This is a genomic window from Ruegeria sp. AB8 (assembly GCF_056542605.1).
In genome coordinates, this window is record NZ_JBQGAB010000019.1 from 1 (window position 1) to 25,541 (window position 25,541).

Annotated in this window: 22 protein-coding genes; 11 read left to right on the plus strand and 11 right to left on the minus strand. The window is 55.1% G+C overall.

Annotated elements, in window-relative coordinates:
• The first annotated feature begins 232 nt into the window (after positions 1 to 232).
• Positions 233 to 1,714 carry a metal-dependent hydrolase family protein gene (locus ACR0CG_RS18180; RefSeq protein WP_480526659.1) on the plus strand — a complete coding sequence of 494 codons (1,482 nt, stop codon included), beginning with the start codon at positions 233 to 235 and terminating at the stop codon, positions 1,712 to 1,714.
• Between the two features lie 432 nt (positions 1,715 to 2,146).
• On the opposite strand, the gene ACR0CG_RS18185 is transcribed toward ACR0CG_RS18180, so the two are convergent.
• From ACR0CG_RS18185 to gntH, 5 genes are all read right to left on the minus strand, one after another.
• The gene (locus tag ACR0CG_RS18185; protein ID WP_480526661.1) at positions 2,147 to 3,379 is read right to left on the minus strand and encodes an MFS transporter; all 1,233 of its coding nucleotides are present in this window, start codon (positions 3,377 to 3,379) and stop codon (positions 2,147 to 2,149) included.
• Positions 3,380 to 3,668: 289 nt separating this feature from the next.
• Positions 3,669 to 4,928 (minus strand): HupE/UreJ family protein, encoded by a 1,260-nt coding sequence (locus ACR0CG_RS18190; protein WP_480526663.1) that lies wholly within the window; start codon positions 4,926 to 4,928, stop codon positions 3,669 to 3,671.
• A gap of 4 nt (positions 4,929 to 4,932) precedes the next feature.
• Positions 4,933 to 6,711 (minus strand): hypothetical protein, encoded by a 1,779-nt coding sequence (locus ACR0CG_RS18195; protein WP_480526665.1) that lies wholly within the window; start codon positions 6,709 to 6,711, stop codon positions 4,933 to 4,935.
• A complete protein-coding gene (locus ACR0CG_RS18200; RefSeq protein WP_480526666.1) occupies positions 6,662 to 7,462 on the minus strand; it encodes a hypothetical protein in 801 nt (266 codons plus the stop codon). Before ACR0CG_RS18200 ends, ACR0CG_RS18195 begins: the two co-directional genes overlap by 50 nt.
• A 69-nt stretch (positions 7,463 to 7,531) precedes the next feature.
• Positions 7,532 to 8,863 carry a guanitoxin biosynthesis MBL fold metallo-hydrolase GntH gene (gntH, locus tag ACR0CG_RS18205; RefSeq protein WP_480526668.1) on the minus strand — a complete coding sequence of 444 codons (1,332 nt, stop codon included), beginning with the start codon at positions 8,861 to 8,863 and terminating at the stop codon, positions 7,532 to 7,534.
• A gap of 163 nt (positions 8,864 to 9,026) precedes the next feature.
• On the opposite strand from gntH, the gene ACR0CG_RS18210 reads away from it, so the two are divergent.
• Complete coding sequence (locus tag ACR0CG_RS18210) at positions 9,027 to 10,379, plus strand: tetratricopeptide repeat protein (protein WP_480526670.1); 1,353 nt, start codon at positions 9,027 to 9,029, stop codon at positions 10,377 to 10,379.
• Between the two features lie 368 nt (positions 10,380 to 10,747).
• Here the strand turns inward: ACR0CG_RS18210 and ACR0CG_RS18215 are convergent, their stop codons facing one another.
• Positions 10,748 to 10,903, minus strand: coding sequence for an integrase core domain-containing protein (locus ACR0CG_RS18215; RefSeq protein ID WP_480526754.1), 156 nt, complete (start codon positions 10,901 to 10,903; stop codon positions 10,748 to 10,750).
• 252 nt (positions 10,904 to 11,155) lie between these two features.
• On the opposite strand from ACR0CG_RS18215, the gene ACR0CG_RS18220 reads away from it, so the two are divergent.
• Positions 11,156 to 11,650 carry a Na+/H+ antiporter NhaC family protein gene (locus ACR0CG_RS18220; RefSeq protein ID WP_480526672.1) on the plus strand — a complete coding sequence of 165 codons (495 nt, stop codon included), beginning with the start codon at positions 11,156 to 11,158 and terminating at the stop codon, positions 11,648 to 11,650.
• A 340-nt stretch (positions 11,651 to 11,990) separates the two neighbouring features.
• A complete protein-coding gene (locus ACR0CG_RS18225) occupies positions 11,991 to 13,007 on the plus strand; it encodes a GlxA family transcriptional regulator (RefSeq protein ID WP_480526673.1) in 1,017 nt (338 codons plus the stop codon).
• Positions 13,008 to 13,173: 166 nt separating this feature from the next.
• Here ACR0CG_RS18225 and ACR0CG_RS18230 read toward each other — a convergent pair whose 3' ends face one another.
• Together ACR0CG_RS18230 and ACR0CG_RS18235 are read right to left on the minus strand one after the other, a co-directional pair.
• Positions 13,174 to 14,217 carry a PLP-dependent cysteine synthase family protein gene (locus ACR0CG_RS18230; protein WP_480526675.1) on the minus strand — a complete coding sequence of 348 codons (1,044 nt, stop codon included), beginning with the start codon at positions 14,215 to 14,217 and terminating at the stop codon, positions 13,174 to 13,176.
• An 87-nt stretch (positions 14,218 to 14,304) separates the two neighbouring features.
• Positions 14,305 to 15,015, minus strand: a complete 711-nt coding sequence (locus ACR0CG_RS18235) for a glutathione S-transferase family protein (protein WP_480526677.1) — start codon at positions 15,013 to 15,015, stop codon at positions 14,305 to 14,307.
• 131 nt (positions 15,016 to 15,146) lie between these two features.
• Between ACR0CG_RS18235 and sigZ the strand changes: the two genes are divergently transcribed.
• On the plus strand, positions 15,147 to 15,704 hold the full coding sequence (sigZ, locus tag ACR0CG_RS18240; protein ID WP_480526679.1) for an RNA polymerase sigma factor SigZ: 558 nt from the start codon (positions 15,147 to 15,149) through the stop codon (positions 15,702 to 15,704).
• A 146-nt stretch (positions 15,705 to 15,850) separates the two neighbouring features.
• On the opposite strand, the gene ACR0CG_RS18245 is transcribed toward sigZ, so the two are convergent.
• From ACR0CG_RS18245 to ACR0CG_RS18255, 3 genes are read right to left on the minus strand one after another with little or no spacing between them, the layout of a single operon-like run.
• On the minus strand, positions 15,851 to 16,858 hold the full coding sequence (locus ACR0CG_RS18245) for an ABC transporter substrate-binding protein (RefSeq protein ID WP_480526680.1): 1,008 nt from the start codon (positions 16,856 to 16,858) through the stop codon (positions 15,851 to 15,853).
• Positions 16,837 to 18,186, minus strand: a complete 1,350-nt coding sequence (locus ACR0CG_RS18250) for a sensor histidine kinase (RefSeq protein WP_480526756.1) — start codon at positions 18,184 to 18,186, stop codon at positions 16,837 to 16,839. Before ACR0CG_RS18250 ends, ACR0CG_RS18245 begins: the two co-directional genes overlap by 22 nt.
• Positions 18,179 to 18,847 (minus strand): response regulator transcription factor, encoded by a 669-nt coding sequence (locus ACR0CG_RS18255; RefSeq protein ID WP_480526681.1) that lies wholly within the window; start codon positions 18,845 to 18,847, stop codon positions 18,179 to 18,181. Before ACR0CG_RS18255 ends, ACR0CG_RS18250 begins: the two co-directional genes overlap by 8 nt.
• A gap of 108 nt (positions 18,848 to 18,955) precedes the next feature.
• Here ACR0CG_RS18255 and ACR0CG_RS18260 point away from each other — a divergent pair, with 108 nt between their 5' ends.
• The 6 genes from ACR0CG_RS18260 (at position 18,956) to ACR0CG_RS18285 (ending at position 25,541) form a co-directional block, all read left to right on the plus strand.
• Positions 18,956 to 19,939 (plus strand): tripartite tricarboxylate transporter substrate-binding protein, encoded by a 984-nt coding sequence (locus tag ACR0CG_RS18260; protein ID WP_170613885.1) that lies wholly within the window; start codon positions 18,956 to 18,958, stop codon positions 19,937 to 19,939.
• Positions 19,940 to 20,015: 76 nt separating this feature from the next.
• Positions 20,016 to 20,507 (plus strand): tripartite tricarboxylate transporter TctB family protein, encoded by a 492-nt coding sequence (locus ACR0CG_RS18265; protein ID WP_170682454.1) that lies wholly within the window; start codon positions 20,016 to 20,018, stop codon positions 20,505 to 20,507.
• Position 20,508: 1 nt separating this feature from the next.
• Positions 20,509 to 22,032, plus strand: a complete 1,524-nt coding sequence (locus tag ACR0CG_RS18270; protein WP_480526684.1) for a tripartite tricarboxylate transporter permease — start codon at positions 20,509 to 20,511, stop codon at positions 22,030 to 22,032.
• 499 nt (positions 22,033 to 22,531) lie between these two features.
• Entirely contained in the window at positions 22,532 to 23,482 is a 951-nt protein-coding gene (locus ACR0CG_RS18275; RefSeq protein ID WP_480526685.1) for a Bug family tripartite tricarboxylate transporter substrate binding protein, read from the plus strand.
• Between the two features lie 68 nt (positions 23,483 to 23,550).
• On the plus strand, positions 23,551 to 24,036 hold the full coding sequence (locus ACR0CG_RS18280) for a tripartite tricarboxylate transporter TctB family protein (RefSeq protein ID WP_170613889.1): 486 nt from the start codon (positions 23,551 to 23,553) through the stop codon (positions 24,034 to 24,036).
• Positions 24,037 to 24,041: 5 nt separating this feature from the next.
• Positions 24,042 to 25,541, plus strand: a complete 1,500-nt coding sequence (locus ACR0CG_RS18285) for a tripartite tricarboxylate transporter permease (protein ID WP_170808133.1) — start codon at positions 24,042 to 24,044, stop codon at positions 25,539 to 25,541.

A 25,541-nucleotide genomic window follows, 5' to 3' on the forward strand; every position in this document is an offset into this window, starting at 1 on the left:
ACGGATATCAGACAGTTCGACGAACCGGCCTATATCTCGAAGAATATGGTATTGCGGGACATGATCCTCAAGCGAGAACTCGTAGAACAGTGACCCTTGTGCTTGCTGCCTTGGCCCCATCATCGCTCATTCTCCCGTTCAGTACGGAAATTGAATCAGCGACTTGTGCGTCAATCAAAGAAGAGTTTCTCAACGGAATAGGCTCGCTGCAGAGATTGAAGCGGTGTCTCGGATGGAAAGGGATTTGCTAGTTGATTACTTCGACGTGAGCGACAGTACTGAAGCAGGTGGCAACGTTGACTCCAATCACCTCGAAAGCAATGCTGCATCGTGTTTGAACACTTTGGAAGGAATACAAGCGATGACTGCAGTCGCATTGCGGACATTTTTGGCCGCCATACTTTTGCTCCTGTTGGCTTTCAAAGCGACTGCACAAAAAGACCTGTCACGAACCCTATTCGTCAATGTCGACGTTTTTGATAGCGAAAATGCGACAGTGATCGAGAACGCCAATGTCCTCGTCGAGGGCAACTTGATTGCCGAGGTTTCAACCGAACCAATCGAACCGAACGGTGCTGTTGTCATAGACGGTCAGGGGCGGACTTTGATCCCGGGGCTGATTGATGGCCACAACCACATCATGCTGCCGACGTCGCCCCTGGCTTTGGCATATAATCTCCATTGGTCGTACACCGGCGCTCTTGTCACGCGGGAAGCGGAACGAATGCTGATGCGGGGCTTTACGACGTTGCGGGATGCGGGTGGCCCGTCCTACGGAATAGCGCAGGCCATTGATGAGGGTATCGTTCCCGGCCCCCGGATTTTTAGTTCTGGACATTGGATCGGCCAGACATCCGGTCACTTTGACTTCCGACTTTACAATGACACCCATCATCGACAGCGCACTGATCGGACTGCCTTTGAACGCGAATGGTCGTTCATTGCCGATGGCGTATCTGAGGTACGGGCGGCGACACGCGAAGTGCTGCGCCTCGGGGCCACTCAGGTAAAGATCAGCCTTGGTGGCGGCAACTCGACTCCTTACGATCCATTGGACACAACCCACTACAGCCCCGAAGAAATCCGCGCTGCGGTAGAATCCGCTGAGGACTGGAATACTTATGTCATCGTTCACGCCTACACTGATGAATCTGTCATCCGGGCACTTGAGGGCGGGGTAAAGAGTATTGATCATGGTAATATGATATTTGAGGAGGAGACCATTCGCGCCATTCGCGATGCCGGAGCCATCCTCAATCCTCAGTTCCTCATATTCACGCCGGATGAGAATATGATGGCCGCAGGCGATCCAGCGACCATCGAGAAGGGCGCGCCGCTGCGCGACAATGTCGAACACTATGTCTCTTTGATCAAAAAGTACAACCTCCCGATTGCCTTCGGCGTGGACTTGTTTGGAGCCCCCGAGCTTTTGGCCTTGCAGAACCTTGAATTCGAACGCCGAGGCCGTTGGTGGTCAGGGGCAGAAGTTTTGCAACAGGCCACGTTTAATACAGCGAAGCTATTGGAGATGTCAGGGCCACGGAATCCCTACCAGAAAGGTCCGCTTGGTGTGATTGAGGCGGGGGCATATGCGGATTTAATACTCGTTGACGGTGATCCGGTTGAGGACATCAACCTGCTGGTCGACCCGGACGCAAACTTTCTTATTATTATGAAGGACGGCGTTATCTACAAAAACGCACTTGGTGGGTAAGTCGTTTCACCAGAAGACTGGTTCAAATAGGACAATTTGGTTTGAGACCTCGGGGACTACCGTGATCTCCTACCTGGGCATTGTCAGTTGAAGTGATTAATTTGGCACGTTCGCATTAGTCTCAGGGCACCCACTTAGGAGTCTATCCCCTGTTGTTTTCTGTGAACTCACGTTTTAGCGCAGTTTTTGATATGAAGTTGCATTCTAAACGGTTCTGGACTTCAGTCAGTCTACTTTCAAGGACTTCCGCAGATGTGTGATACCTAAGGCGCTTGAGAGGTGTTGATTCGAGGCGGTGGTAAATCGACCTCAAATATCGGTCGCGAGGTAGTTTGAAGTGTTGTTGTTATGGAAAGTGACGTGCGACTTTCTGTGACAATCCTCATGGCAGCGCTTTTCTTCAGGCGCTTTGACCCAATAACGGTCATCCACTTACGGTTTGATAGTGTTCTGTGACGCTTCAACTCTCGCCAGCGGTCCGGGTTCTTCGCGTATTGGAAGATGAATGAGCCCTGCTAGCAAGCCAAGTGTGACTGCCGACCACCACATTGGCGTGTAGTCCTGGTTGAGGTCATAAATGCGGCCACCGAGCCACGCCCCCACGAAACTGCCGGTCTGGTGGCTCAGGAATACAAGACCAGCCAACGTTGACAAAAATTTCAACCCTTGTGTTTGTGCGACCAGCCCCATGGTCAGCGGTACCGTCGACAACCAGAGCAGGCCCATCAGCGCAGAAAAGACCAGAACGCTTGTCTCACTAATTGGAAACAGAACGAAAAAGGTGATGACTAGGGATCGCGTAAAATAAATACCGCTGAGGACCTTCTTCTTTGAATACACCTGGCCGGACCAACCCGAGAAAAACGACCCGGCGATATTGAACAATCCAATAAGTGCCAGCGACCACGCACCAACCCAAGACGCAAGGCCGAGATCCACGACATAGGCTGGCAAATGCGTTTGAATAAAAGCCACGTGAAATCCGCAAACAAAGAACCCGAAGAAAAGACAAACATAACTGCGGTCGGAAAAGGCCATTGATATGGCGGTTCCAAAATCGCCTGCACTGCTGCCAGCGGCGCTGGGAACGGAGACGCGAGAAATGAAAACGAGAAATGGCAGGATCAGTGCAAAGCTGAAGGCGATCAAAATCAGCGCGGTTTGCCATCCGACCCCGCCAATCATGGCGGTGGCTGATGGCGCGGCCACGAACATCCCCAGAGAGGCAGCGGCGGTGCCCAGACCAAGAATGAAGCTCCGCCGCTCCGGTGTTACAACTTTTCCCAGTGCTCCGATGACAATCGGAAAGGATGCCGCGCCCGTTCCAATCCCGACAAGGACACCCGTAAGGATAAACGGAATCGGATCAGTAACGAGGCCCCTGAAAAGGAAACCTATCCCAGCGCAAACAGCTCCGAAACCAATCACGCGCGCTGTTCCATAGCGATCTGCAAAAGCGCCTGCGACAGGTTGAGCGATCCCCCACATCAAAGCCTGAACAGCAACCGACAACGAAAAAACTTCGCGACCCCAACCAAGTTCGGAAGACATAGGTGCCAAGAACACACCAAATGTCGCGGAGAACCCGAAACCTAGAAAGGCAACCATGCATCCTGCAAAAACTGCGGCGTTCAACTGGCTTTTTGTAGGGGAAGTGCTTTCCACGTCGGCTCCTGGCGAGCAATAAGAGATCTCAACTGCGAAGCTGGCACGATCCGTGTTCGCAATCAATTGCGAGCCGTCAACGTCACCAGAGTTTTCGGATCTCTAAAGCTGTCGACGCGCGGCGAAAGACGGCTTTGTCCGCAGGGATTACACTGCACCTACGAGTTGCTAAACTCCGCGTTACGGACAAAGTTGTTACTTAGTCGAAACTCGCTAAATGGAACTAAAGTTACAAAGCCGCTTTTTTTCCCACGTTTCGATGTTCTAAGTCGCCCAAACAGAGCCGGAGTCAGAGTAACGCCTCTGCCCGTTCAACAACCCAAAACATCGCGACCAGACTTGCACATGCGGCGACGGCGGCGCGGGAGCCAACCCAGATCCGCCCCGGCTGTTTGCGCAGAAACAGCACCAGCGGCCAGACCAATAGAACGATCATAACTTGCCCGGCCTCCACGCCAACATTGAAGGCCAGCAAGCTGTGCCAAACGTTCGGTGCGTCGACGCGCAGGATCTGGTGCAGCATGAAGGAAAACCCAAATCCGTGCAGCAAACCGATGCCGGACGTGATTGCAAAGGCCTTCAGGTCACCGTGTCCCTTTTCCGGTGGCCAGACCGCCATCATGGCAGCGTAAATTATGGAAAGCGCAATCGCCAATTCAACAGTTGGGATGAACCATGCGCCACTCGGTGCGAAACCAAAAAAGCCAAGGATCAGCGTTACTGTATGGCCGAGTGTAAACCCCGTGACGCGCGCCAGCAGGCTATGAAGGTTCAGAGCCCCGATGATCATGCAAAGAACGAACAGCACGTGATCGGGCCCTTCCAGAATGTGCCGAATACCTTCGACAAAGAAAGTCGAAGCCGCTGAGGTCGCTGATCCCGATACATCGACCGGGTTATGCATCAGGCCCCTGGCACGGTAAGTCCGAACCTCCTGCCTGTTGTAGTCGAGGATCAGGTTCGCGGTGTCTTCCTGTCCCTCAATTCCCGGATCAGAGGCATAGGACAGGCTGTAGGTTCCCACTTGTCCTGTATTGAAGCGCAGATGCACGTCCACCATCACGGCACCCACATACGTCTCTTCGGTCGTGGGGAAAACATCGCCGGGTGCAAGTGCAGCCCGGGCTTCATCCAGCGTGGCAAATCCGGGTTCCTGCCCCAGCGGGTGCAACCTGATAGAAACGACATTTGCCTTTTGTTGTTGACCTTCGATTGACAACAACAGACTGTCGGCAGCGATACGGGCCAAACCGGGTGGGTCACGACGCAACGCGGTCTGATCCACGTAATGCATCAGCATCCCATCTTCGATCTGATTGTATGTATAAGGTGCAGGAGCGGGCAATCCGCCGGCGCCTTTCGGTCCGACGAGTTCCGCGACCAGATATGGCATCGGCAAGCGCACGTAGACATCAAGACCATCTTCCGAGTGGGCAACATGATGAATACGGACATTCTGGTTCAGATTGAAATGCGCCTTGGCGCTTTCTGCACATAATGAGATCAAGGCTGACAGTACCGAAAAAATGAACAGCCGCACAGGTTTCACTATGTTAACCCCCTGGCTTTGCACTGATTATCGTCAGCCCATCAAGCATCCATTGGTTGCCATGCCGCGAGACGTCGAGTACTCCGCGATAAAGGACCGCCTGCCTGTGAAAATGCCCCCAATGGCCGCCGCTGACACGGGCTGTCCAATTGGCGAGCGCCTGGTGTCGGTTCCTTGTATCGCCTGCAGCAAAGCTTTCGACGTTCAAATCAACAATTTCTTCCACACGCGCCACTGCGCCGGATGGTAACTTGACCGACAAACCTCGCTTCATCTCGGCTTGTACGTCATCGCGATTACCCGCCTCAACGAATGGCTCAAGCGCTGCCGCAGTCTTGTCACTTTGCGTCTCAAGCATCGCGGTGCCAATGTTGCTCAGAAGTCCTTCCACAACCTGATGCGTGGCGATCTCATCCGGTTCCGGCGTTATCGCGAAGGGAAGCGGGGTTTTTAGAGGGTAGACGACAATTGCGGCGGCCCCGAATGCACCGGTCAGGCCGATCAAAATCAAGCGCTGGCCCCCGGTTCGTTTCGACGAAAACCAAGCACAAATGATACCCAACAGACCCAGGCCAATGGCAAACAACGGCACCTGTGTCAGGCCCGCAGTTTTGACAACAACAGCGCTCGTTTTCGGGTCTGCCCAAGTCGTCAGGTGGTTATTCCAACTAACAACAGGATCGGACGCGTAACTCTGTGATGGTACCGCCCCGGCCGGATCGGTGAGGGTGATGGGTATGACGTCCAGGTTGTCCGGGAACAATTCCCACGCCACATCAACACGATTGGGCAATGTCATGACCGGGTAGGACAGCACAACGCCCAGCAGCATCGTATTTCGGTTGGCTTCCGCCTCATCCGGAAGGACGCGCAATCCTTCGGCCCCAATCTCGATACGAGAGACCTGCACCGTATCAGGGTTCACTTGCTTGCCATCGAGGGCGATCGGGTTTCTGTTCGCAAAAAACTGCGAAACCTCAGACTTGATGCCAACGACCTGATCTGCGGTCAGTCGTTCTGTGTTTCCAAGGTTCAGATCTGCCCAACCTTCGAAGTCTTTCAAACGCAAGATGATCTCGTGCCGGACGACCCGCGGTTCCATGGCCAGAAACGACATCATCGGGGATTTGTGGTGACGGGTCAGATTGGGGTTTTCGAATGTTGTGAAGCACGGGTCGCTCCAGTCCGGGATCATCGTCTCGGGCTGCGAAAGATAGCGATAGTCTGTAACCGGAACGCCCATGTGTTCGGCCACCACGCCAATAGAAGCCAAAGGAATACCGTCAGCACTTAGCGGAGGGACAAACCTGATCCGTTCAGGCTTGCCATGAAACGGATACTCCATATCCACGTAGACGACGTTGTCACTGCGCGGTCGCGGTCGATATTGCGCGCTGGCTGCAGTTTGCCGGGGTATCCTGAGTCGCACATCGATCGTATTTGTTGAGCTGGTCAGTTCTTCTCCGTCCGCCCAAACCTGAAGGTTTTGCCCCGTCCGCTCGGCCAAAGACAAACCCGAGCCGTCATCTGGGACGACAAATACCGGATAGTCACTCAGATCTATCTCGAGGATGACCCGCACATGGTCGGGCTCTACCGAAAGCTCGACGAAGTTTGGCGCGGTTTCGCCGCCGTAGGGTGAAACAAGATCAGCAACCGACTGGTTTGCGCCGAACATAAGGCCCGCGAGCATCGAGCTCAAAAAGACCCCAATGGTGCAAGTGGCGCCAAACTTAGAAATGAAACGCGACGGCAGCATAAATGCCATTCTGATCCACGTCATAGGCAAACTCCCCACCCGAACGGTTTGTGGAATAGTCAATTCCGTAGAATTGATAGCCAAACCGCAGGGACGTGTTCTCCCAACCTTTCCAGTCGAAGCCGGCAAGAAACAGATACTGCAGGTCATCGCCATTCACACCAAATCCGCTTAGTTCGGCGCGGCTGGCAAAGCTCCATTTGTCGTTGATTTCCACCGCATAGCGAAGCGCGATCATTGGCTCGAACCAGTCTTCGGTTCCGCCCAGCGTCATGCCCGGGCCAAGGCCGGAAATGTCGATCTCTTGCTTTAACCGGTTCCACTGTACACCAATTGCGGCGTCTGCCGCGTAGCGCCTGCCAGAGGCATTGACCCCGTTCGCAAATCGGTAAGCACCCTGAACATTGGCGAAGGTTTGCCGGACATCAACATCGACACCCACCCTTCCGCCGGGCAGGGTGCCGTCGCCGCCAAGCCTCACATAGTAGACCTCGGAGATGATCCCGAAATCTCCGTTCCAGCCTTCATAGCGCACCGAGGCGGCCCCCTGCAGCACATCCAGAACCTCACTCAGGCTCAGGTCCAGATCGACGCTTGTGCCATCAATGGTCGAGGTTCCCGTCGTGCTGAGGGGAAGGAACAGATAAGGCGTGATCGAGTGTCGCCAACCACCTTCATCATTCTCGGATCTGGAAAGGGACTGAGCGCTTGCGGCTTCCGCAAAACCTACGATCAGCCCGACAGTCAAGATCAATTTATTCGTGATACTTCGCATCGCAACGCCCCGTGCATTATTCAAAAAAACCGGCACGTGCTGCTCAGCACGTACCGGTCAAATTTGGTTTTAGTTGTCGCCGGGATACGGGAACTCCTGCCCCAAGGCTTCCGAAGCTTCTTCGTAGATGGGTCTCAAGACGTCGTCGACATCATCAAAACCACCCTTTGTGAAATCGGAAAATTCCATAACCTCCGGGGCCAATCCCACCTGCTCGGCGTAAGCTGTTTTGTCTGCCGGGTCCGGCGCGATCGCTGGAGCGGCAAGGGGCGGCGACCATGTGCGTTCTTCAGTGGCCGCCATTCGAACGGTGATGTCGTCTTTAGTCACATTCCAGACCATGAAATCATCCGCCATGCTCAAGGGGCCGTCATACGTGGATCGAATTCTCTCATACACGCCATTAGCCGTGTCGAAGTCGTTAAAGAAATGGTACGCGACAGCCATGCGAGGCTGGATATCGCTCATCACTTTGCCGAACGCTTCGGGCGCAGTGTGAACTTGTGTCCCGACTAACAAAGCCGACTCGGGCGTAAACTTCATCTTGGCGACGAGTTCTGGCACCGCAATGAAACACTCGTGGATCGCTAGATCGGCATTCTTTGCGTATTCCTTGAACCATGTGTTCGGATAGGTGTCCGAGCTGAATACGAATTTCAGGCCGTTCCATTCGAGCGCGTAACTGACTGCACCGTCGATCGAGTGAATGGCCGGGAAAGTGCGTATCTGGACTCCATTCTCGTCGTAGATAACCTCGTTTTCCAGTTGGTAGTCGAATTCGTTAACTTCCATCGAATACCCACGAAAATCAATGTTACCAGCGCGACCGGCCAGATCCCAGGTCAGCATCTTCTGCATATGATCCAACGCATAGGCCGTGCCAAGTTCCTCGGCTGGCCCGCTCGGACCCCAGACGCGCAACGGCACATTTCGCCCCATCAGCGCTCCGCCTATGAACAGATCGTGCAGTGCTCCGAAATGGTCGGTGTGCAGATGCCCGATGAAGACTTTGTTCAGGTAATTGTACGGAATCTGCAGAGACGAAATCCGCTCGGCCGAACCCGAGCCAATATCGAACAGGAACTTGTTCCCGTTGCCCAATTCCACAAGGAAACACGCGGCAGCCTGCGCGGCCCGTGTTGTGGGCATTCCGGTCCCGCACGCAATGACCCGCATCTCATCTTCGGCCAGGTCTTCGGTGTTTGGGTAGTACACATCCCTCGGACGATCACGCACCATCGTCGGAGAAACGTCTTCCGTTTCCTGCGCGTATGCCGCCGATGGTGTAACAACACCAATTAGTGCTTCCGTAAACGCTTGCGGAGAAACGGCCCAGGCGCCGAAAAGCAAACCAATTGCGAAATGCTTACTCAGTCTTCTGTAGTTCGAACGATAGGCCATGTATCCTCCTCCAATTGCTTAGCGGCGCGGCAAGCGGGAGTAGCACCAAGGCACACCATCCCGCTGTTATGGTCATCAAACTGACACTTAAGGATCATGCATGTAAGTGACTCACGGTGGGTACTGGGGTGACTCACGTTCCGATAATTGCAAGAATAAGAATATGGTAAGGCGTTCCGAAGAAATCCCGGACAATGACAAGCGTGCCGCCCTAAGCAGATTGCTTGCGGACGCGCACATGGATGGGTCCGAAAGACTTCAGGCCTTTTTGACCTACATTGTTGACGAAGAGCTCGCCGGGCGAGGCGAAAAAATTCGTGGGAAAACAATAGCGCAAGACGTCTATGGCCGTGACACCTCAGAAGGGACCGATCCGGAAAACGTTGTTCGCGTGGACGCCAGACGGCTTCGTCAATTTTTGGAACTGCATTACGAGGGCATTGGAAAAGAAGACCCGGTACGCCTGCATATCGACAGCGGTGGGTACAGGCCACGGTTCGAAGCGGCCACCAGAGTGAGTTCGGCGTCGCTTTCACCTGACGCCAAACGTTTTGGCCTTCCCATCGGCGCGTTCGGTTTTGGGGCTGTTGTTGGCGCACTGATCGCAGTCAGTCTTGTTCCGGACAGAAAAGACCCCGCTTCGGCAGACTTAAGCAATCCACCTGAGACGAACACGAACGCATTTTTACAGCGCGCCGCAATTTACGAAAAGTCCCCTGCCGCTTTGCAAGCCTTCAATCTGGCGCAACAAGCACGGACAATGATCTTTCCGATCTTCGACCGGCAGCGCCAGTTACTGGTTCTTTCTGTGTTTGAAGGCGTGATTGAGATGGACCCTGATTACTTTGGTGGCTACGCGGGTGCAGCACAGGCATTAGCGTCGCTCTCAGTGATTTCTCCACCATCAGACGCCAAAGCGGAATATGCCGATGCTGCCATGAAATTGGCAAACCAGGCCGTAAGCCTTGCACCAGACCAAGCCTGGAGCCAGTCCGCCAAAAGCTGGGCCTATTTCGCCAATCGCGATCACGATGCTGCGTTACAACTCGGCAGGCGCGCTTCACAACTTGACCCGAATGATGGCGCAGTCCTCGACTTTTTTGGGGCTGTCGCTATGTTTTCGGGCGAGTTCGAGGAGGCAATCGCAACAGCTGACCGGCTTTCCCTTATGAATTCCAGCAACCAAAGGTTCGCCAATCGCAACGTTTCAGGCGCGACCTACTTTCATCTGGGTGAGTATGAAAAAACGGTTCAGCGCTTTGAAGAGGCCAAGCAACTTGGGGATCCGCTGAGTGCACCTTCTCTGGCTTATGTCACGGCTGCCTTGTCTGCGATGGGGCGCGATCAAGCCGCACAGGCAAAGTTGGCAGAGCTTGAGCGCGCCTGGCCAGGCGCACCAATTGGTGCGATGCTGAAAAGTATTCACAGAGACGACAAAAACGCCGAAGCCGTGTTGCGTGAACTGCGAAAGCAGGGCTGGGTCAGTCCCGCCGAGCAGGAAGAAGTCCAGCAATGAGTTGTCTCATTGCGCGTGTGGCAGACTATACCGGCGCGAGCCTTCTGGTTGACGTCACGCCGTCAATAGAACCGACCAAAAAGTGGGAAACGGTTCCCCAACATTCCAAGCCCGGTTTCTGCGAACGTCAACCAGACAAGAGCCACACATCACCGGGCTGACTGAATTCACAGTCGTCCTGGGGGCGCAAGAAAGAATCAAAACAATCTGAAGGGCTGCTTCCATGATTGTGTTTGAGTACTACGTCGGGAATGGGCTATGTAACATTGGGCAACTCGCGGGAAATACCGCCTTCTGCCGTTGCTTCGCCGTTTTGATTGACCCAGAGCGCATTTGTCTGGCTAGTCCGCTGTTTCTAGGCCACTGATTTAGCGTTTCTCTAATGCGGTTTCCGGGATTGGTTGTCGCACGTTGAACGCCTGGTGACGGCGCAGACGATTGTACTGCTTGAGCCAGTGGTTGATGACGATCCGGGCCCGTTTGGTTGTGGTGAACCATTCGGCATTGAGACTTCCCGGTACAATGTGTCATTAAATCGTTCGTTGTATCCATTCTCCCAAAGTGACCTCTGATAGATGCGGATTCGCTTGACGAGGACTCGTTAAAGCCAATCCTGCATTGTTTTACCAGTAAACTCCGGTCCTTTGTCTGAGCGGATGTACCCCGCACCGACGCGGCTCCTTCTGCTCCGGTGCAGAAACGGCATAACGGAACCCGCCTGCCGACAACTCTCTCTGAGCAGCCCGATCTGACTGGTCCAATTTGATTGTTAGTGCATGATTGGCCTGTGTTCCATCGGTATGATGGTTCCCGGCTGTTCTGGTCATCGCGCTGGCCGTCATGAAACAACCTCAAATCCCTTCGTTGTTTGCTGGGGCCGTTGCGGGCGTCATCATGCCATATTCTGTCAGGGGGCCGGACTGCATGAGACATTCACTTTCGCCAACAACGGCTATTCGATCGATACCGGGGTTCCGGAGATCGATCCACTGCTGAATCGCGCCGGCATTCCGTCGATGATGTGGACGATCTCTCTGCTGCTGGAGGCCCCGGGTTTCGGTAGAGCGCTTGAACGCGTGAGTTGCCTAAAAGCCATCATCAAAGTGGTCCTTCCAAAGGAAAAGACCTTCGCCGGTGTTCCGACCTCGGCGGTCCTGAGATCCGTTGCCACCAATACCGTTACGGGTGATCCATATTCGTCAATCGCACTGCCGGGGCGAATTTATGCGCCGGTCTGTCGCGCCATGGGCTGTTCCCCGTTGAACTTGTAACGTGGCCTTGAGAAAGGTGGACATTGGTTTCTCCGCTGATCCCTTTGAATGCGGGCGGTGCGTTCGTTAGCGCGGCGCTTGGCTTGGGTATCGCAGACGGCAATTTCGTAAACCTGCTGTATTTTCCGCTCGCATTTGCTTGCTTGCTGGCCGTCGCCAGTCATTGGTATCATTTACGCCATGATGGGCTCTTCTGACCCAGAGCGAGCAACGATGGGATACGGTCCTGGGAGGAAAGCGGTGAACCTGTTGCGCAGATGAGCACCTGACCGTCCTGCACCAAAACTCAATGCGTATTGGTGCCTTCCATCCGTCCTGATCCAAGCTGGGAGCAGCGAAAATGAACCCAAGAAACTTTGTCCCAAAGGGCGCCGCCAGCTATCGTATAGAGTATGATGGGTCGTCCAGAGAAATCTATTTCCTGCTGCTGCCAAAGCTGACCATGCTGGCCTTTAGCGCTGCGGTGGAACCCCTGAGGATCGCCAATCAGGTTACAAACAAGGAACTGTATAGGTGGTTTCTGATCACGGAGGACGGAAGGCCGGTTTCTTGTTCGAACGGGATAGAGATTACGCCGGACTCTGCGTTGCACAATTTACCGAGATCCTCGAGACTGCTTGTTTGTTCAGGAATTGAACCGGCGGAAAGTACGAACCCGAAAGTCCTGTCGTGGATCAGGCGTCAGAGAACCTTTGGGTGTAATTTGGGTGGTATTTGCACAGGAGCTTTTGCCCTTGCAAAGGCTGGAGTTCTCACAGGCAGACGGTTCACATTGCATTGGGAGAACCATCCTGCATTTGCCGAACATTTTTTTGATTTGGAACCGTCGGCAAACCTGTACGAGATCGACGACGAACTTATGACATGTGGTGGTGGCAATGCCGCTACCGACATGATGCTGGACATGATCGAAGCCGATTTTGGAAACGAACTGGCGGTCATCGTGTCAGACATGTGCATCCACTTTCGGTCCAACAATAGTAAAACGCTTCAGAAATCAGCCTTCTCGGTGGCATTGGGCAGTCGCAACCAGCACCTGATCAACGCCATGCAGATCATGCAGGCAAACCTGGAAGATCCGTTGGATATCTCTGAAATAGCCGAAACCGTGCAGATATCTCGTCGCCAGCTTGAGCGTCTTTTCCAAAAATATGTCGAAACTTCACCTGTTCAGTTTTACATCGAACTGCGCGTTTCGCGGGCTTACGCATTGCTCAGCGAAACTGAGATGACGGTTGCCGAAATCGCGGCCGCGACAGGTTTTGGCAGCGCGACACAGCTTACGGTACGGTTCAAAAAACGCTACGGCGAGGCGCCTACGTCATTCAGAAGGGGGTGGTCGGACAGGCGTGCATGATTGGCGTCTGGCCGGGGTTTGAATTCTTGGCTTCTGGATTTTTGACACAGGTTCGGTACGGCCAGCCAGGGTCCGCTTTGGGTCCGCGCATTGAAACAACGGACGCATAGCCTTGGTTTACAGTGCATAAAGTCGATAGTTGAGGCATTGTTGAACAGCCCTGGCCTCAGCTTGGTTCACCGGCCAGTTCCTGGGCGAAGGGCTGGACATCCCCGATATGTGCTTTGACCCAATCTGGATCGTAATACGTATCCAGATACCGATCTCCGCTGTCGCACAGCAGGGTGACGATCGAGCCGTTCCGGCCGGCGTCCATCATCTCGTTTGCAATCTGCAACGCACCCCAAAGGTTGGTTCCCGTCGACGCGCCGGCGCGTCGTCCGATCCGCTTTTCCAGCCAGAGCATCGTGGCGACACTTGCTGCGTCCGGCACTTTGATCATGCGGTCGATGATATCTGGTTGAAATGAGCGCTCGACTTTGGGTCGACCAATGCCCTCGATCCGGCTGGAGGTTTCAGACGTCAGGCTTCGGTCTCCCGTCAGGTAGCTGTCGTAGAACACAGAGTTTTCCGGATCGACAACGGTCAGGGCGGTATCATACCCTTTATAGCGAATGAAACGACCAAGCGTGGCCGACGTCCCGCCGGTGCCCGCGCTCATCACCAGCATCGCAGGCACTGGATGAGGTTCATATTCCATCTGACGGTAGATGCTTTCCGCTATGTTGTTGTTGCCGCGCCAATCGGTGGCGCGTTCTGCAAAAGTGAACTGATCCATGAAGTAGCCGCCAATGGAGTTGGCAAGTTCAACCGATGCGCCGTGCATTTCCGGTGCAGAGTCTACGAAATGCGTTTGGCCCCCAAAAAACTCGATCATTCTGATCTTGCTATGCGCGGTGCTTCTCGGGATTACAGCGATGAAGGGAACGCCGATCATACGCGCGAAGTAGGCCTCGGACACCGCCGTGCTGCCGGATGACGCCTCGACGATGGTTGTGCCTTCTTTGATTTTGCCGTTGCACAAGGCGTAGAGGAACAGGGATCGGGCCAGCCGATGTTTGAGACTGCCCGTCGGATGTGTGCTTTCGTCCTTCAGGTAGATGTCCACGCCTTCCAGATGCGGAACCGGCAGTTTGAACAGGTGTGTATCCGCCGACCTGTGTGCATCTGCATTGATCTTTGCGATAGCGCCCGCGACCCAACAGTTCATTTCACCCTCATGTCCGCAGTTTTATCCTGTTCGATTATGCGCCCGCCCATTTGCAGATGGCAAATGGGCAGGATCCGACGCGTCATGTTATCCACAACACGCAACCGATTTGGTTTGTGTTGGTTCGCAAGGGACTTCGTTCGGATTGGCCCCACGTCCCAGCCAGGTCCGTTCGGCCAGATAGAAGTCAGAAAACTTCCGGTGAAAGTCTTCAGGCACGGATTTCGAAGGAATCCCACTTCTCAAAAGCACTTGCTGCCAGGCCTTTACTTTCGGGAAATCCGAGAGCATGTCGTAGCCGCTGTGATCCTCAACAATAGCCGCGCGATGCAGCAGAGGGAGCCAGGCGATATCCACGTTTCCTATCGTATCGCCCGAAAAATAATGTCTTTGACCCAACTGGCGCTCGGCCTTTTCGAAGGATTTTCTGAGTTTGGCCATGCGTTCGTCCAAAACCTCTTTGTTGGCGTTTTGCATCGTGCTGCATTGAACCAGATAATGTTTGGTTGCCTGATAGCTCCAGGCCCGATTGGTCGCGCGCTGCTCGGGCGTCAAGTTCTCCTGGAGTGGTGGCGTGATCTCGTCGATGTACTCGACGATTGCATCGGATTCGAACAATGACTGGCCGTTTTCGGTGATCAATACAGGAACCTGGCCGGTGGGTGAGATATCGAGAAACCACGCGGGCTTGTTCTTCAGGTCAATGTACTCAATATCATAGGGAACCTGCTTCGCTTCGAGGATCGCGGTGACGCGCTGAACGAACGGGCAGATCTTGAAACTGACGATCTTGATCATGGGTGAAGTCCTTTCTGGTTGATCCGACCTGTAAGACGACCAGCGATGCAAAAAGACGAACCTATTGGGAAAAAACCTTCCAAAAAGTTGATCTTGAGTGATGTTTTTTGGCGTTGATGGGGTGGCTACCGATGGCGCAAGCGAAACCGGATCTCGAGAGTGTTTGGTCGGAATACCGGGCCAGCCTGTTTGCCTTTCTTCGCTCAAAAGTACCGAACGAAGAAGATGCAGAGGATTTGCTTCAAGTGATCCTGCTGAAAGCCCACCAGGGCATGAGCGGTCCAAATGAGGTCAAAAGCCTGAAATCGTGGCTGTTTCAGATTGCGAGCAACACGATCACTGACTTTTATCGAAGCAGAGGTCGGCAAAGGACTGTTCATCCGGATGACCTTTGGTACGGCGATCTGGATGAAAATGACCAGCATGTGCTGGAGAATTGTGTTGCACCCTTCATAGATGCTCTGCCGCCCGAAATGGGCGAACTGCTACGCAGGATAGACCTGCAGGGCGTATCGCAAAAAGATCAAGCGGCCGAACTCGGTGTCAGCTACTCAACATTGAAGTCCCAGGTGCAGGCCAGCCGTCGTCAACTGCGCAAACTTTTCGAGAATTGCTGTGATTTCTCTTTGGATCAAAAGGGCAACATTGCTGGCTATGAACGCAAAGTGGGAAACTGTGGCCCGTGTTGAACCACAACCATGGACCCGCCCTTGACCCCTGAACATATCACGGGATGATGCGCATTATACGAAACCCGCCAGTAGCCTAAAAGGATCAATCACTTAAGATCGACCAATGGTCGAAGACAGAAAAAACTGAGAACCGCCAGAGGACCTCAGTTGTGAATCAGCGCATTTTCCCATTCTGAAAGAAACTTGTTTCGCTTCAGGGTGTCCAGAAATGTCATCAGGGCGGGTTCAAGCGCAATAGTTGCGTGTTCCGTGCCGTTCTTTCTTTCCTGAAGCGGCGGCAGAGTATGCGCTCCGTCCGTGGGGTTGGATTGATACTTCAGAACAAACTCGATGAACCGTCGGGCTGTTGCCGGATCCCCGGATGCCCTTGAAACCAACGCTGTCCGCATCATTGTTGTCGGGTAGTCAGAGGGCAGCACAATTTCAAGGATGTCCTGGCTTTCGGCGCGCGCTTCGGCGTAGCTGCCAAGAACGTTGTAGGCGACGGCAATTTTTCCGTTGGTAAGGTCGTCGATCATCTCGCCCGAACAACAATAAAGCCGGGCATCAAGCCCGCCCATCACTTCCATCAACCTCCAGAACGTTTCGGACGCCCGCGCGTCCTGCGTCGCAAAAAGATAGCCCAAACCGGACTGGCGGACGTCGTAGGTTCCAATCCGGCCTCTGAATACGTCTGGGCGTACACGCAGCGTCTCGATCAGCTCCTGCCGGGATTGCGGGATTGGCAGCCCTTTGAAGGCGGCGCGGTTGATGACAATGGCCGCTGGTTCAGAGGTGAAGGCAAACAGGCTCTGCCGCCATTGCGCCCAGGCCGGATGTGAAATGCCCTCCAGAGCTAGGGCGTAGCCATCGTTTGTGAGTTTCAACTGCAAATCCATGGCGCTGGAAATGGCAATATCGAAAGCCTCGGGCTCCTCACGAAAACGCCGGTCGATATCGGCTGTTCCGGTGACCAGGTATTCGATGGCCACGTCCGGATTGCTGGCGACGAAGGCTTCGATCAGTGGCGCGAACAAGTCCGTGTCTGTGCTTGAGATTACACGCAGGGACGTGGCCGCCTGGGTTTCGTTGAAGATCTGCCGATCTTCCCAGTCCTGCGCCCATCCGACTTGGCACAGCCAGATCAAACCTAGAGCGATAAGGTTACGCACGCGCCACCCTCCGGTCGGTTTTTCAGAATTAGCTGGCCGCCATGGACCGATGCGACATCCCGCGCGATCGTCAATCCTAGTCCTGAGCCGATGGTATTCGAGGCATTTGCCCCGCGCTGAAAACGCGTGGTCAGAGTTTCGATTTCATGAGATGGAAAACCGGGCCCGTGGTCGCACACCGTGATCCGAGGGGTCGGTTTGCTCGAAACCGTGATCTCGATCTCACTTTCGACGGGTCCGTATTTCATCGCATTGTCAATTAAGTTTCGCACAGCGCTTTGGATCAAAATCGCATCCCCGGCATAACGAACGTGCGCGTCCCCTACCAAAGAAAGAGAAAGATCTTTCATTTCCACGATGGGCGTCAGGCGCAAAACCAGATCGCGCACAAGTTCGACAAGGTCGATCTCCTGCCGTTCCAGATGATCGGCCCGGAATGTGATCATCGCATGATCCAGAAGCTGCCCTGCCGCACGAGAACTTTCGTCGATGGCCTTCACCATCGACCGCATGGCTTCGCGATTTTCCTCTTTTTCAACACGCTGCAACGTGGCTTCCGCGTAGGAACGGACGGTTGCAAGTGGCGTGCGGACCCGGTGCGCAGCCTCTGCGATGAAGTCCTCGGACTGGCTTAGGGACTGGTCCAGCCGTCCCATCAGCGAGTTGAGCGACTTGACCAGTGGCGCCATTTCCCTTGGCACTGGTTTGGCGAACGGGCTCAGGTCCTGCGGCCCCCGTCGCGCGACGGATGTCGTCAGCTTGCCAAGCTGGCCAATTGTGGTCGACGTCGCCCAAAATGACAGAGCAGCAGCCAGCGCAAAAAAGCCGATACCGAGAAGGGCAGCATTTCGTGAAATCTGGTCGAGTGTTTCGGAAAGAGCGTCTTGCGATTGCGCAAGGACAATCTGGATTTCTGTTCGTCGGTTCGCCCCGATCAAGGTGCGGCTTGCGCTGATTTTCCGGACATCTGAACCGCGAATATTGTCGGATTGAAATGTCTGGTCGTCGGCAAATGTCAGGTCCTCGTAGCCCGACAGGAATTGGCCGTCCTGCAGGATTGCATAAAACACGCGGTCGTCGGCCGGGGTGCTGAGCATCGAAAACGCCGAGTAGGGTAGGTCAAGCTCGACCGTGCCATCCCGAATTGTGGCGGCGTCCAGCATCGACGTGACCGAAGCGTCAAGGATGTTGTCCTGACCCTGTTGCGCCACCTGCACCGCAAAGTTTCGGACGGCGAAAAACAAGACCAGTGCGAGAACCGCCGCGCCTCCGATCAGGGTCAGCACCAACCGATTTCTGAGCGATCCTGATACCGCAACGCTATCCATCTTGGTCCAATCGATAGCCAAGGCCACGCAATGTCGTGATCCTCAAATTCGAGGCCGACAAATGTTTGCGAAGGCGTCCAATGTAAACCTCGATCGCGTTTTCCGAAACGTCCTCATCGTAGGAAAACAACCGATCGGACAGCTTGTTCTTGGAAAAGATCTGGCCGGGTGCGTTGAGAAACAGTTCAAGAAGGCGCAGTTCGCGATTGCGCATTGTAACGGCCTCACCCCCGACAGTCAGGTGGCCTGCGACCGGGTCGAAAACGACGCCACCGATCTCGATCTTGGTTCTAGCATTGCCGGACCTGCGACGCAGGACGGCGCGGATACGGGCCTCCAGCTCGGCGTGATCAAAGGGTTTGGTGACATAATCATCAGCGCCCAGATCAAGCGAACCGATTCGATCCGACACCTGGCTTCGGGCGGTCAGGACGATGACCGGAGTGTCCAAATCACTGGCGCGATGCTTCTCAAGGAACGTGCGACCATCGCCATCCGGCAACATGATATCGAGCAGGATAAGATCATATTCCCCGGTCGCAACAAAGGCCGAGGCGTCTTCAAGTTTCTCTGCGTGATCAATGACATGACCATCTATTCGCATGCGTGATGCGATGGCATTGGCAAGGTCAAGATTGTCTTCGACAAGAAGGAACTTCATTGCGCTCTGGAACGATTTTTTCTGCGTGACAGGTCTGTGTCAGGTTGGTGTGCATTCTCCCACATCAACTGATCCGTAGTGCGGACGGTTGTCAATTGGGAGGACATTATGTCGAATTTCGAACTGGGCCGTCGGGCCCTACTTGCGGCTGTTGCGGCGTTTGGTCTTGTCGGCTCGGCGGCTGCTGATGGTCACCAGGTCGTGGACAGCATCCACTTTCTGATCCCCGGCGGTGCCGGCGGCGGCTGGGATGGCACGGCGCGCGGAACTGGCGAGGCGCTGACCAAGTCGGGTCTTGTTGGAACTGCCAGCTACGAGAACATGTCAGGTGGCGGTGGTGGCAAAGCCATCGGTTATCTGATCGAAAACGCGGCCAGCAATCACGGCACGCTGATGGTGAACTCAACGCCTATCGTGATCCGTTCATTGACTGGTGTCTTCCCGCAAAGCTTCCGCGATCTGACATTGGTTGCCGGAACTATCGGTGACTACGCGGCGCTGGTTGTTCCTGCGGACAGCGACATTCAAGACGTCAATGGCTTGATCGAGGCATTCAACGCCGATCCCGCGGGTGTTGCCGTGGGTGGTGGTTCGGTCCCGGGCGGGATGGATCATCTGGTTGCCGCGATGGTGTTCCAGGCGGCGGGCGCCGACCCGGTCGCGATGAAGTATGTCCCATATGACGGCGGCGGCGCGACGATGGCGGGTTTGCTGTCTGGCGAAGTGCAGGCGGTTTCAACCGGCTTTTCCGAAGCCGTGGAACTGGCCAAGGCCGGAGAGGTCCGTATCATCGGAGTGACGTCCTCGGATCGCGTGGACGCGTATCCGGATGCACCGACCATGGTCGAGCAAGGCAACGACACAACGTTTGTCAATTGGCGTGGATTCTTTGCGGCTCCGGGTCTGCCCGCCGAACAGTTGGCGGCCTATCAGGAGGCCATCGCCAAAATGTACGACACGCCCGAATGGGAAGAAGTTCGTTCGCGCAACGGCTGGGTGAACATTCACAACCCCGGCGATGATTTCCAGACCTTCCTGGAAAATCAGGAGAAGGTTATCGGCGATCTGATGCGGCAGCTTGGCTTCCTCTGATCACGCTAATTCGCTTCCAAACACAAATGCGCCCGGGACGGCCCGGGCGTGGTACCGATAAAAGAGGGAGAGGTCGATGGTGATTGATCGCTGGATAGCACTTGTCATCCTGATGCTATGTCTTGCCTATGGCTACGCGGCTTATTTCACAATGGACGATCTGCTGCCGCCGATCATGAAACAGCGGCCGCTCTGGCCGTCGACATTTCCCAAGGTTCTTGCCGCAGGTGGAATATTGCTGTCACTGGCTATTCTGCTCGGCTTCGAGAAAGCCCCGGCGAAAGAGGAAGCCGCGGATATCAACCTGTCCCGATTGGGCGAGTACAAGGTTGGGCAAGCGCTGTCTCTGTTAGGCCTCATGGTTGCATATGCTTTTTTGCTCCGCCCGCTTGGGTTCCTGGCGGCCACGTTCCTGTTTCTTACTTTCGGTAACTTCATTCTGGGGGAACGCCGCTATGTCCTGATGGCTGTGGTAGCGGCCATCGCGGCCGGCAGTATCTGGTATCTGGTTGATGTGGTCCTGGGCATTTTCCTCAGCCCGATGCCATCACTTCTGAACGGAGTTTGAGATGCTCGAAGGATTAATGACGGGCCTTTCAACGGCTTTCACATTCACCAACATTCTAATGGTTGTCGGCGGTTGCCTGATCGGAACATTCATCGGCATGTTGCCGGGCCTGGGCCCGATGTCGATCATCGCAATCATGATCCCGGTCGCAATCACCATCGGTGATCCCTCGGCTGCACTGATCCTGCTGGCCGGTGTCTATTATGGCGCGGTGTTCGGGGGCTCGACCTCATCGATCCTGATCAATGCGCCCGGGGTTGCCTCAACCGTGGCCACGAGCTTTGACGGCTACCCCATGACGCGCCAGGGCAAAGCTGGCAAAGCGTTAACGGTCGCCGCAATTTCAAGCTTTGCGGGTGGTACGATTGGCGCGGTCCTGTTGATGATCTTTGCCCCTGCGCTGGCTTCAGTCGCACTTCTGTTCCACTCATCCGAGTACTTCGCCCTGATGGTTGTCGGGCTTTCGGCCATCGCGGCTTTTGCCGGAACCGGGCAGGTCAGCAAGGCGTTGTTGATGACGTTTCTCGGCCTAATCATGGCCACCGTCGGAGAAGGCGTCTTGTTCAATTCGCCGCGTTTCACGATGGGCATCATGGATTTGCAGTCGGGCTTTGGCTTCATAACTCTGGCCATGGCGATGTTCGCGTTGCCCGAGGCGATCTATCTGGTGCTTGATCCGAACCGATCCAAGACGGGTGATGGCGAAAAGGCCGGCGAGATCAAGGACCTTAGGATCACACGCGACGAGGCGCGCAGGATTACCCCGGTCATCGGACGTCAGTCCCTTCAGGGGTTCTTCATCGGAGTACTGCCTGGAGCTGGGGCGACGATCGCCTCTTTCCTGGGTTACGCCGTCGAGCGCAATATCGCGTCCAAAGAAGAGCAGGAGCAATTTGGCAAAGGTTCCGTCAAGGGGATCGCTGCACCGGAAAGCGCTAACAACGCCGCGTGTACGGGGTCGTTTGTTCCGCTCCTGACACTCGGCATTCCCGGGTCTGGTACGACGGCGATCCTTCTCGGTGCGTTGATTGCCCTGAACGTGTCGCCCGGCCCGCGCCTCATGATCGACGAACCGCAGATCTTTTGGGCGGTCATTATCTCGATGTATCTGGGCAATCTGGTTCTGTTGATCCTGAACCTTCCGCTTATTCCCTACATCGCCAAGATTCTGGCCGTACCGCGCAACTTCCTTATACCGTTCATACTGTTCTTCACCCTTATGGGTGCCTATATCGGGCAGAACAACGCGACCGAACTGCTTATTCTGGTCGGTTTTGGAGTTTGCGCCACGTTGCTGAGGTTTGCCGACTACCCGCTTGCGCCCCTGCTGATCGGGTTCATCCTTGGCCCGCTGCTGGAGAACAACTTCTCGCGCGCGATGCAACTGTATGACGGAGTAAGCTTTATCTGGGAACGTCCAATGACTTTGGGACTGCTGGTGCTGGCCGTCGTATTGGTCGTCCTTCCCAGCTATCGCCAGCGCCGAGCGCTTGCACGGGCAGAAGGCGTCGCCGATGGTGACTGATTGTTTTTGTCGATGAAGGTTCAAGAGACTGGATGAACAGACCGTTGTGCTGTCCGTTGCCAAACAGCGAAAGCTGATGTTCCTGGGGTTCGATGAAAAGGTCGCAAAGTCCATATGGCGGTCCCTGAGGGGCTGCTGGCAAGCGTCCGCGTGTCCAAAGCGGCCATTTATTTTCACGCTTCAAACATTTGGAAAGCGCTGATGGCAGAAGTTTGCTGCGCGCGCGTTGCTGGCCTCACTTATACATAGACTTTCGCTCAATTTTTGCAAAAGCCTTTGGAATTGCTGCGCTGTTCAAAGCCAGCCTTGAGAACGGGTCGACCGCTCATCTGAATACATGAGCGAAGCAACTTTGCTGTTTCCCGTACCTGCGTTTTCAGGCACGCATCCCCAAGAAAAAAATTGGTATACCAAATTCCAAATACCTGATACGAAATCCGGGCGAGATTGCGAATCGGATCTGAGGAGGCCCGGTTCGAGAACTTAGGAGGATCGATAAATGATGAAGTTTCTTGCCACCGTTTCGGTTGCAGCCATGACCCTGACCGGGACCATCGCCGCCGCTGATGAGTACCCATCCAAAACCATCGAGGTCGTGACCCATGCCGGAAACGGTGGTGGTACGGACGTCACCACTCGCATGATGATGCTGCGTGCCCGTCGCGAATTGGGCACCGACATGGTTGTCGTAAACAAGAAAGGTGGCGGCGGTGCAGTCGCCATGGACCACTACCTGACCGTCCCGGCGGATGGTTACACGATCCTGACCTTCACCATCGGTCACGCGGCGACAGTTGCAAAAGGCAAGACCAAGATGTCTCTGGACGATATCCGCCCGATCGCCCGCGGTACCGATGACCCGCAGATCCTGATGGTACGTTGCGGTGCATATGTGGATGCCGAAGCCTTTGTTGCAGCTCAGAAAGAAGCACCAATCAGTTATGGCACCACCCACCTGGGCAACATTGACGACGTATCGGCGTTCATGTTCACCAAGAAAGGCGGCATGCAGACCCCGAAAATTGTTCCCTTCGAAGGCGGTGGTGAACTGGCGACCCAACTGGTTGCAGGTGCGGTTGACGCGGCTGTTCTGAACCTGGCCGAAGCCGGATCTCAGATCGACGCAGGCGACGTTTGCCCCATCGTTGTTTTGGCCAACGAGCGTATGGCAGGTCTGCCAGATGTGAAAACCGCCAAGGAGATGGGCATTGATGTCAGTTTCTCGACCGTTCGCGGCTTTGTTGTTCACGCCGACACGCCCGATGATGTTGCTGTCAAGATCGAGGATTCCCTGCTGAAGTCCATGAACCATGGCGTATACCAAGGCTTCCTGGAATCCGTCGGGTTGGACAGCACTTCGGTCGTGGGTTCCGATGAGTGGGGCAACCAGATCACCACTATGGTCACCGATATGGAATCCGCTCTGAAAGAATTGGGCTTTATCGAGTAATCTGAACCATTTAGCGCGGCCGGTCAGGTGCTTGCCGCGCTAACTTTTCCAGCGGACGGGTACAAAGAATGCAAAAGTCCAATGACAATACCGGACATGGTCCAAAGGGTGGCTTCGCGCAGTTTGCTGTCCCGCTGGGGATCTTGGTGTTTTGCGCCTGGGCCTTCTGGCTTTCGACGCAATTCGAGCGCGTCCCGCCGATCCTGAAACGCGGCATGCAGCCCTCTGATTTCCCTCAGTTGGTTATCGGCCTGATCGTTCTACTGTCAGTCTGGTTGCTTTTTAAGGACCGTGATGAGGCACCTGCCAGGCTCTCGCGACTTGTGCAGTCCACAATCGGGTTGCTGATCGGTTTCCTGCTGATCGCCGAGATTGATCTCTTTCTGGGGTTGGGCCTGTTTGCCGTGTCGCTCGCGGCCCTGTGGGGTGAGCGGCGTGTCTGGGCACTTGTACTGGTCGGCATCATCGCGCCGCTGGCGGTGTTCTTCCTGTTCAACGGCATATTCGAGGTCCGCTTCCCGCGCGGGATCCTCACCAACCTCTGGTACGGGTAAAGACAATGGATGCTGCTCTGAACGGCCTTTTGGCTCTTGCTGATCCCAACCTGCTGGCGTTGATATTTGCAGCGACTCTGGGCGGGGTGTTGGTCGGCGCTCTCCCGGGGTTGAATGCGACAACAGGTGTTGCGCTGCTTCTTCCCTTTACGATCACGATGGAGCCCATTCCGGCCATTGCGATCCTGACGACAATTTATTGCGCGGCGACTTTTGCCGGAGCGATCACCGCAATTCTCATCAATACGCCCGGGACGTCGGCCAGTGCCACCACTTGCTTGGACGGCTATCCCTTGGCGCAAAGGGGAGAGGCAGGCCGCGCGCTGGGGATGGCCGCTGTCTCCTCGACCATTGGTGGAATTATCTCGGTCGTGTGCCTGATGGCCGCTGCCCCATTGATGGCGCGGGCTGCGTATAACTTTGCACCGCCTGAATACTTTGCGCTGACAGTTTTCGGTCTGTCGATGCTGGCAACAATTGGAGATGGATCGCCGGTCAAGAACATCCTGTCCGGCGCGTTTGGCGTGCTGATCGCAACTGTCGGCATCGATCTGCTGACCTCGATCGAGCGTTTCACCTTCGGCCTGAACGAGCTGAGCGAAGGTATTCCATTTGTGCCCGTCATGATCGGTGTGTTCGGCATCTCAGAACTGCTGGTCCAGGCCGATAACCTGCATGTGGAGCGCAAGCGCGTCATAATGAAAGCCATCCGCTTGCCATCGCGCGAAGACTATTCGCGGGTTTGGAAAACCATTTTGCGGTCGTCCGGTATTGGCACGTTTATCGGCATTCTGCCAGCTGAAGGTGCGACGGTAGCCTCGATGATCGGCTATAACGAGGCCAAGCGCTGGTCGAAGAGGCCTGAAGAGTTTGGCAACGGCTCTCTCGAAGGTATCGCTGGGTCCGAGGCCGCAAACAACTCGGCCACGGGTGGGGCGATGGTTCCGACGCTTGCCCTGGGGATACCTGGCAGCCCGACGGCTGCTGTGATCCTCGCCGGTCTGATGGTGCATGGCCTGCGACCCGGCCCGACGATGTTTACCGAACAGGCCGACTTTGCCTTCGCAATCTTCTGGTCGATGATGCTGGTGAACATCTTGTTCTTCTTCATCGGACTGTGGGGTGCCAAGATCTTTGCCCGCGTCACGCTGATCCCGATCCAGATCTTGTGGCCTTGTGTCTTCATCTTCTCGATCGTGGGTGCCTATGCGCTGGAACAATCCATGCTGGATGTCTGGATCGCCATCGGCTCGGGGATACTGGGCTTCTTCATGCGCCGTTATGGTTTTTCCGTGGTGCCCATGGCCATCGGCCTGATCCTGGGCGGTATGCTGGAGACACGCCTCGGTCAGTCGATGGTGATGCTGGACGAAAAATGGTGGCTCATGCTGACCCGTCCGCTGACGCTCTTCTTCTTTGTTCTTACGGTCCTGGCTCTGTTTGGCCCGCTGCTGTGGGGACGCCTTTTCAAACAACGCTCGCCGCTTAAGTCGACCGGAGAATAA

Excerpts from the sequence above, each read along its gene's own strand:
- ACR0CG_RS18180 (WP_480526659.1), top strand. The coding sequence starts at position 233 with ATGGAAAGGGATTTGCTAGTTGATTACTTCGACGTGAGCGACAGTACT.
- ACR0CG_RS18195 (WP_480526665.1), bottom strand. The coding sequence starts at position 6,711 with ATGACGTGGATCAGAATGGCATTTATGCTGCCGTCGCGTTTCATTTCT.
- ACR0CG_RS18200 (WP_480526666.1), bottom strand. The coding sequence starts at position 7,462 with ATGCGAAGTATCACGAATAAATTGATCTTGACTGTCGGGCTGATCGTA.
- gntH (WP_480526668.1), bottom strand. The coding sequence starts at position 8,863 with ATGGCCTATCGTTCGAACTACAGAAGACTGAGTAAGCATTTCGCAATT.
- ACR0CG_RS18210 (WP_480526670.1), top strand. The coding sequence starts at position 9,027 with ATGGTAAGGCGTTCCGAAGAAATCCCGGACAATGACAAGCGTGCCGCC.
- ACR0CG_RS18220 (WP_480526672.1), top strand. The coding sequence starts at position 11,156 with ATGATTGGCCTGTGTTCCATCGGTATGATGGTTCCCGGCTGTTCTGGT.
- ACR0CG_RS18225 (WP_480526673.1), top strand. The coding sequence starts at position 11,991 with ATGAACCCAAGAAACTTTGTCCCAAAGGGCGCCGCCAGCTATCGTATA.
- ACR0CG_RS18230 (WP_480526675.1), bottom strand. The coding sequence starts at position 14,217 with ATGAACTGTTGGGTCGCGGGCGCTATCGCAAAGATCAATGCAGATGCA.
- ACR0CG_RS18235 (WP_480526677.1), bottom strand. The coding sequence starts at position 15,015 with ATGATCAAGATCGTCAGTTTCAAGATCTGCCCGTTCGTTCAGCGCGTC.
- sigZ (WP_480526679.1), top strand. The coding sequence starts at position 15,147 with ATGGCGCAAGCGAAACCGGATCTCGAGAGTGTTTGGTCGGAATACCGG.
- ACR0CG_RS18250 (WP_480526756.1), bottom strand. The coding sequence starts at position 18,186 with ATGGATAGCGTTGCGGTATCAGGATCGCTCAGAAATCGGTTGGTGCTG.
- ACR0CG_RS18255 (WP_480526681.1), bottom strand. The coding sequence starts at position 18,847 with ATGAAGTTCCTTCTTGTCGAAGACAATCTTGACCTTGCCAATGCCATC.
- ACR0CG_RS18260 (WP_170613885.1), top strand. The coding sequence starts at position 18,956 with ATGTCGAATTTCGAACTGGGCCGTCGGGCCCTACTTGCGGCTGTTGCG.
- ACR0CG_RS18265 (WP_170682454.1), top strand. The coding sequence starts at position 20,016 with ATGGTGATTGATCGCTGGATAGCACTTGTCATCCTGATGCTATGTCTT.
- ACR0CG_RS18270 (WP_480526684.1), top strand. The coding sequence starts at position 20,509 with ATGCTCGAAGGATTAATGACGGGCCTTTCAACGGCTTTCACATTCACC.
- ACR0CG_RS18275 (WP_480526685.1), top strand. The coding sequence starts at position 22,532 with ATGATGAAGTTTCTTGCCACCGTTTCGGTTGCAGCCATGACCCTGACC.
- ACR0CG_RS18280 (WP_170613889.1), top strand. The coding sequence starts at position 23,551 with ATGCAAAAGTCCAATGACAATACCGGACATGGTCCAAAGGGTGGCTTC.
- ACR0CG_RS18285 (WP_170808133.1), top strand. The coding sequence starts at position 24,042 with ATGGATGCTGCTCTGAACGGCCTTTTGGCTCTTGCTGATCCCAACCTG.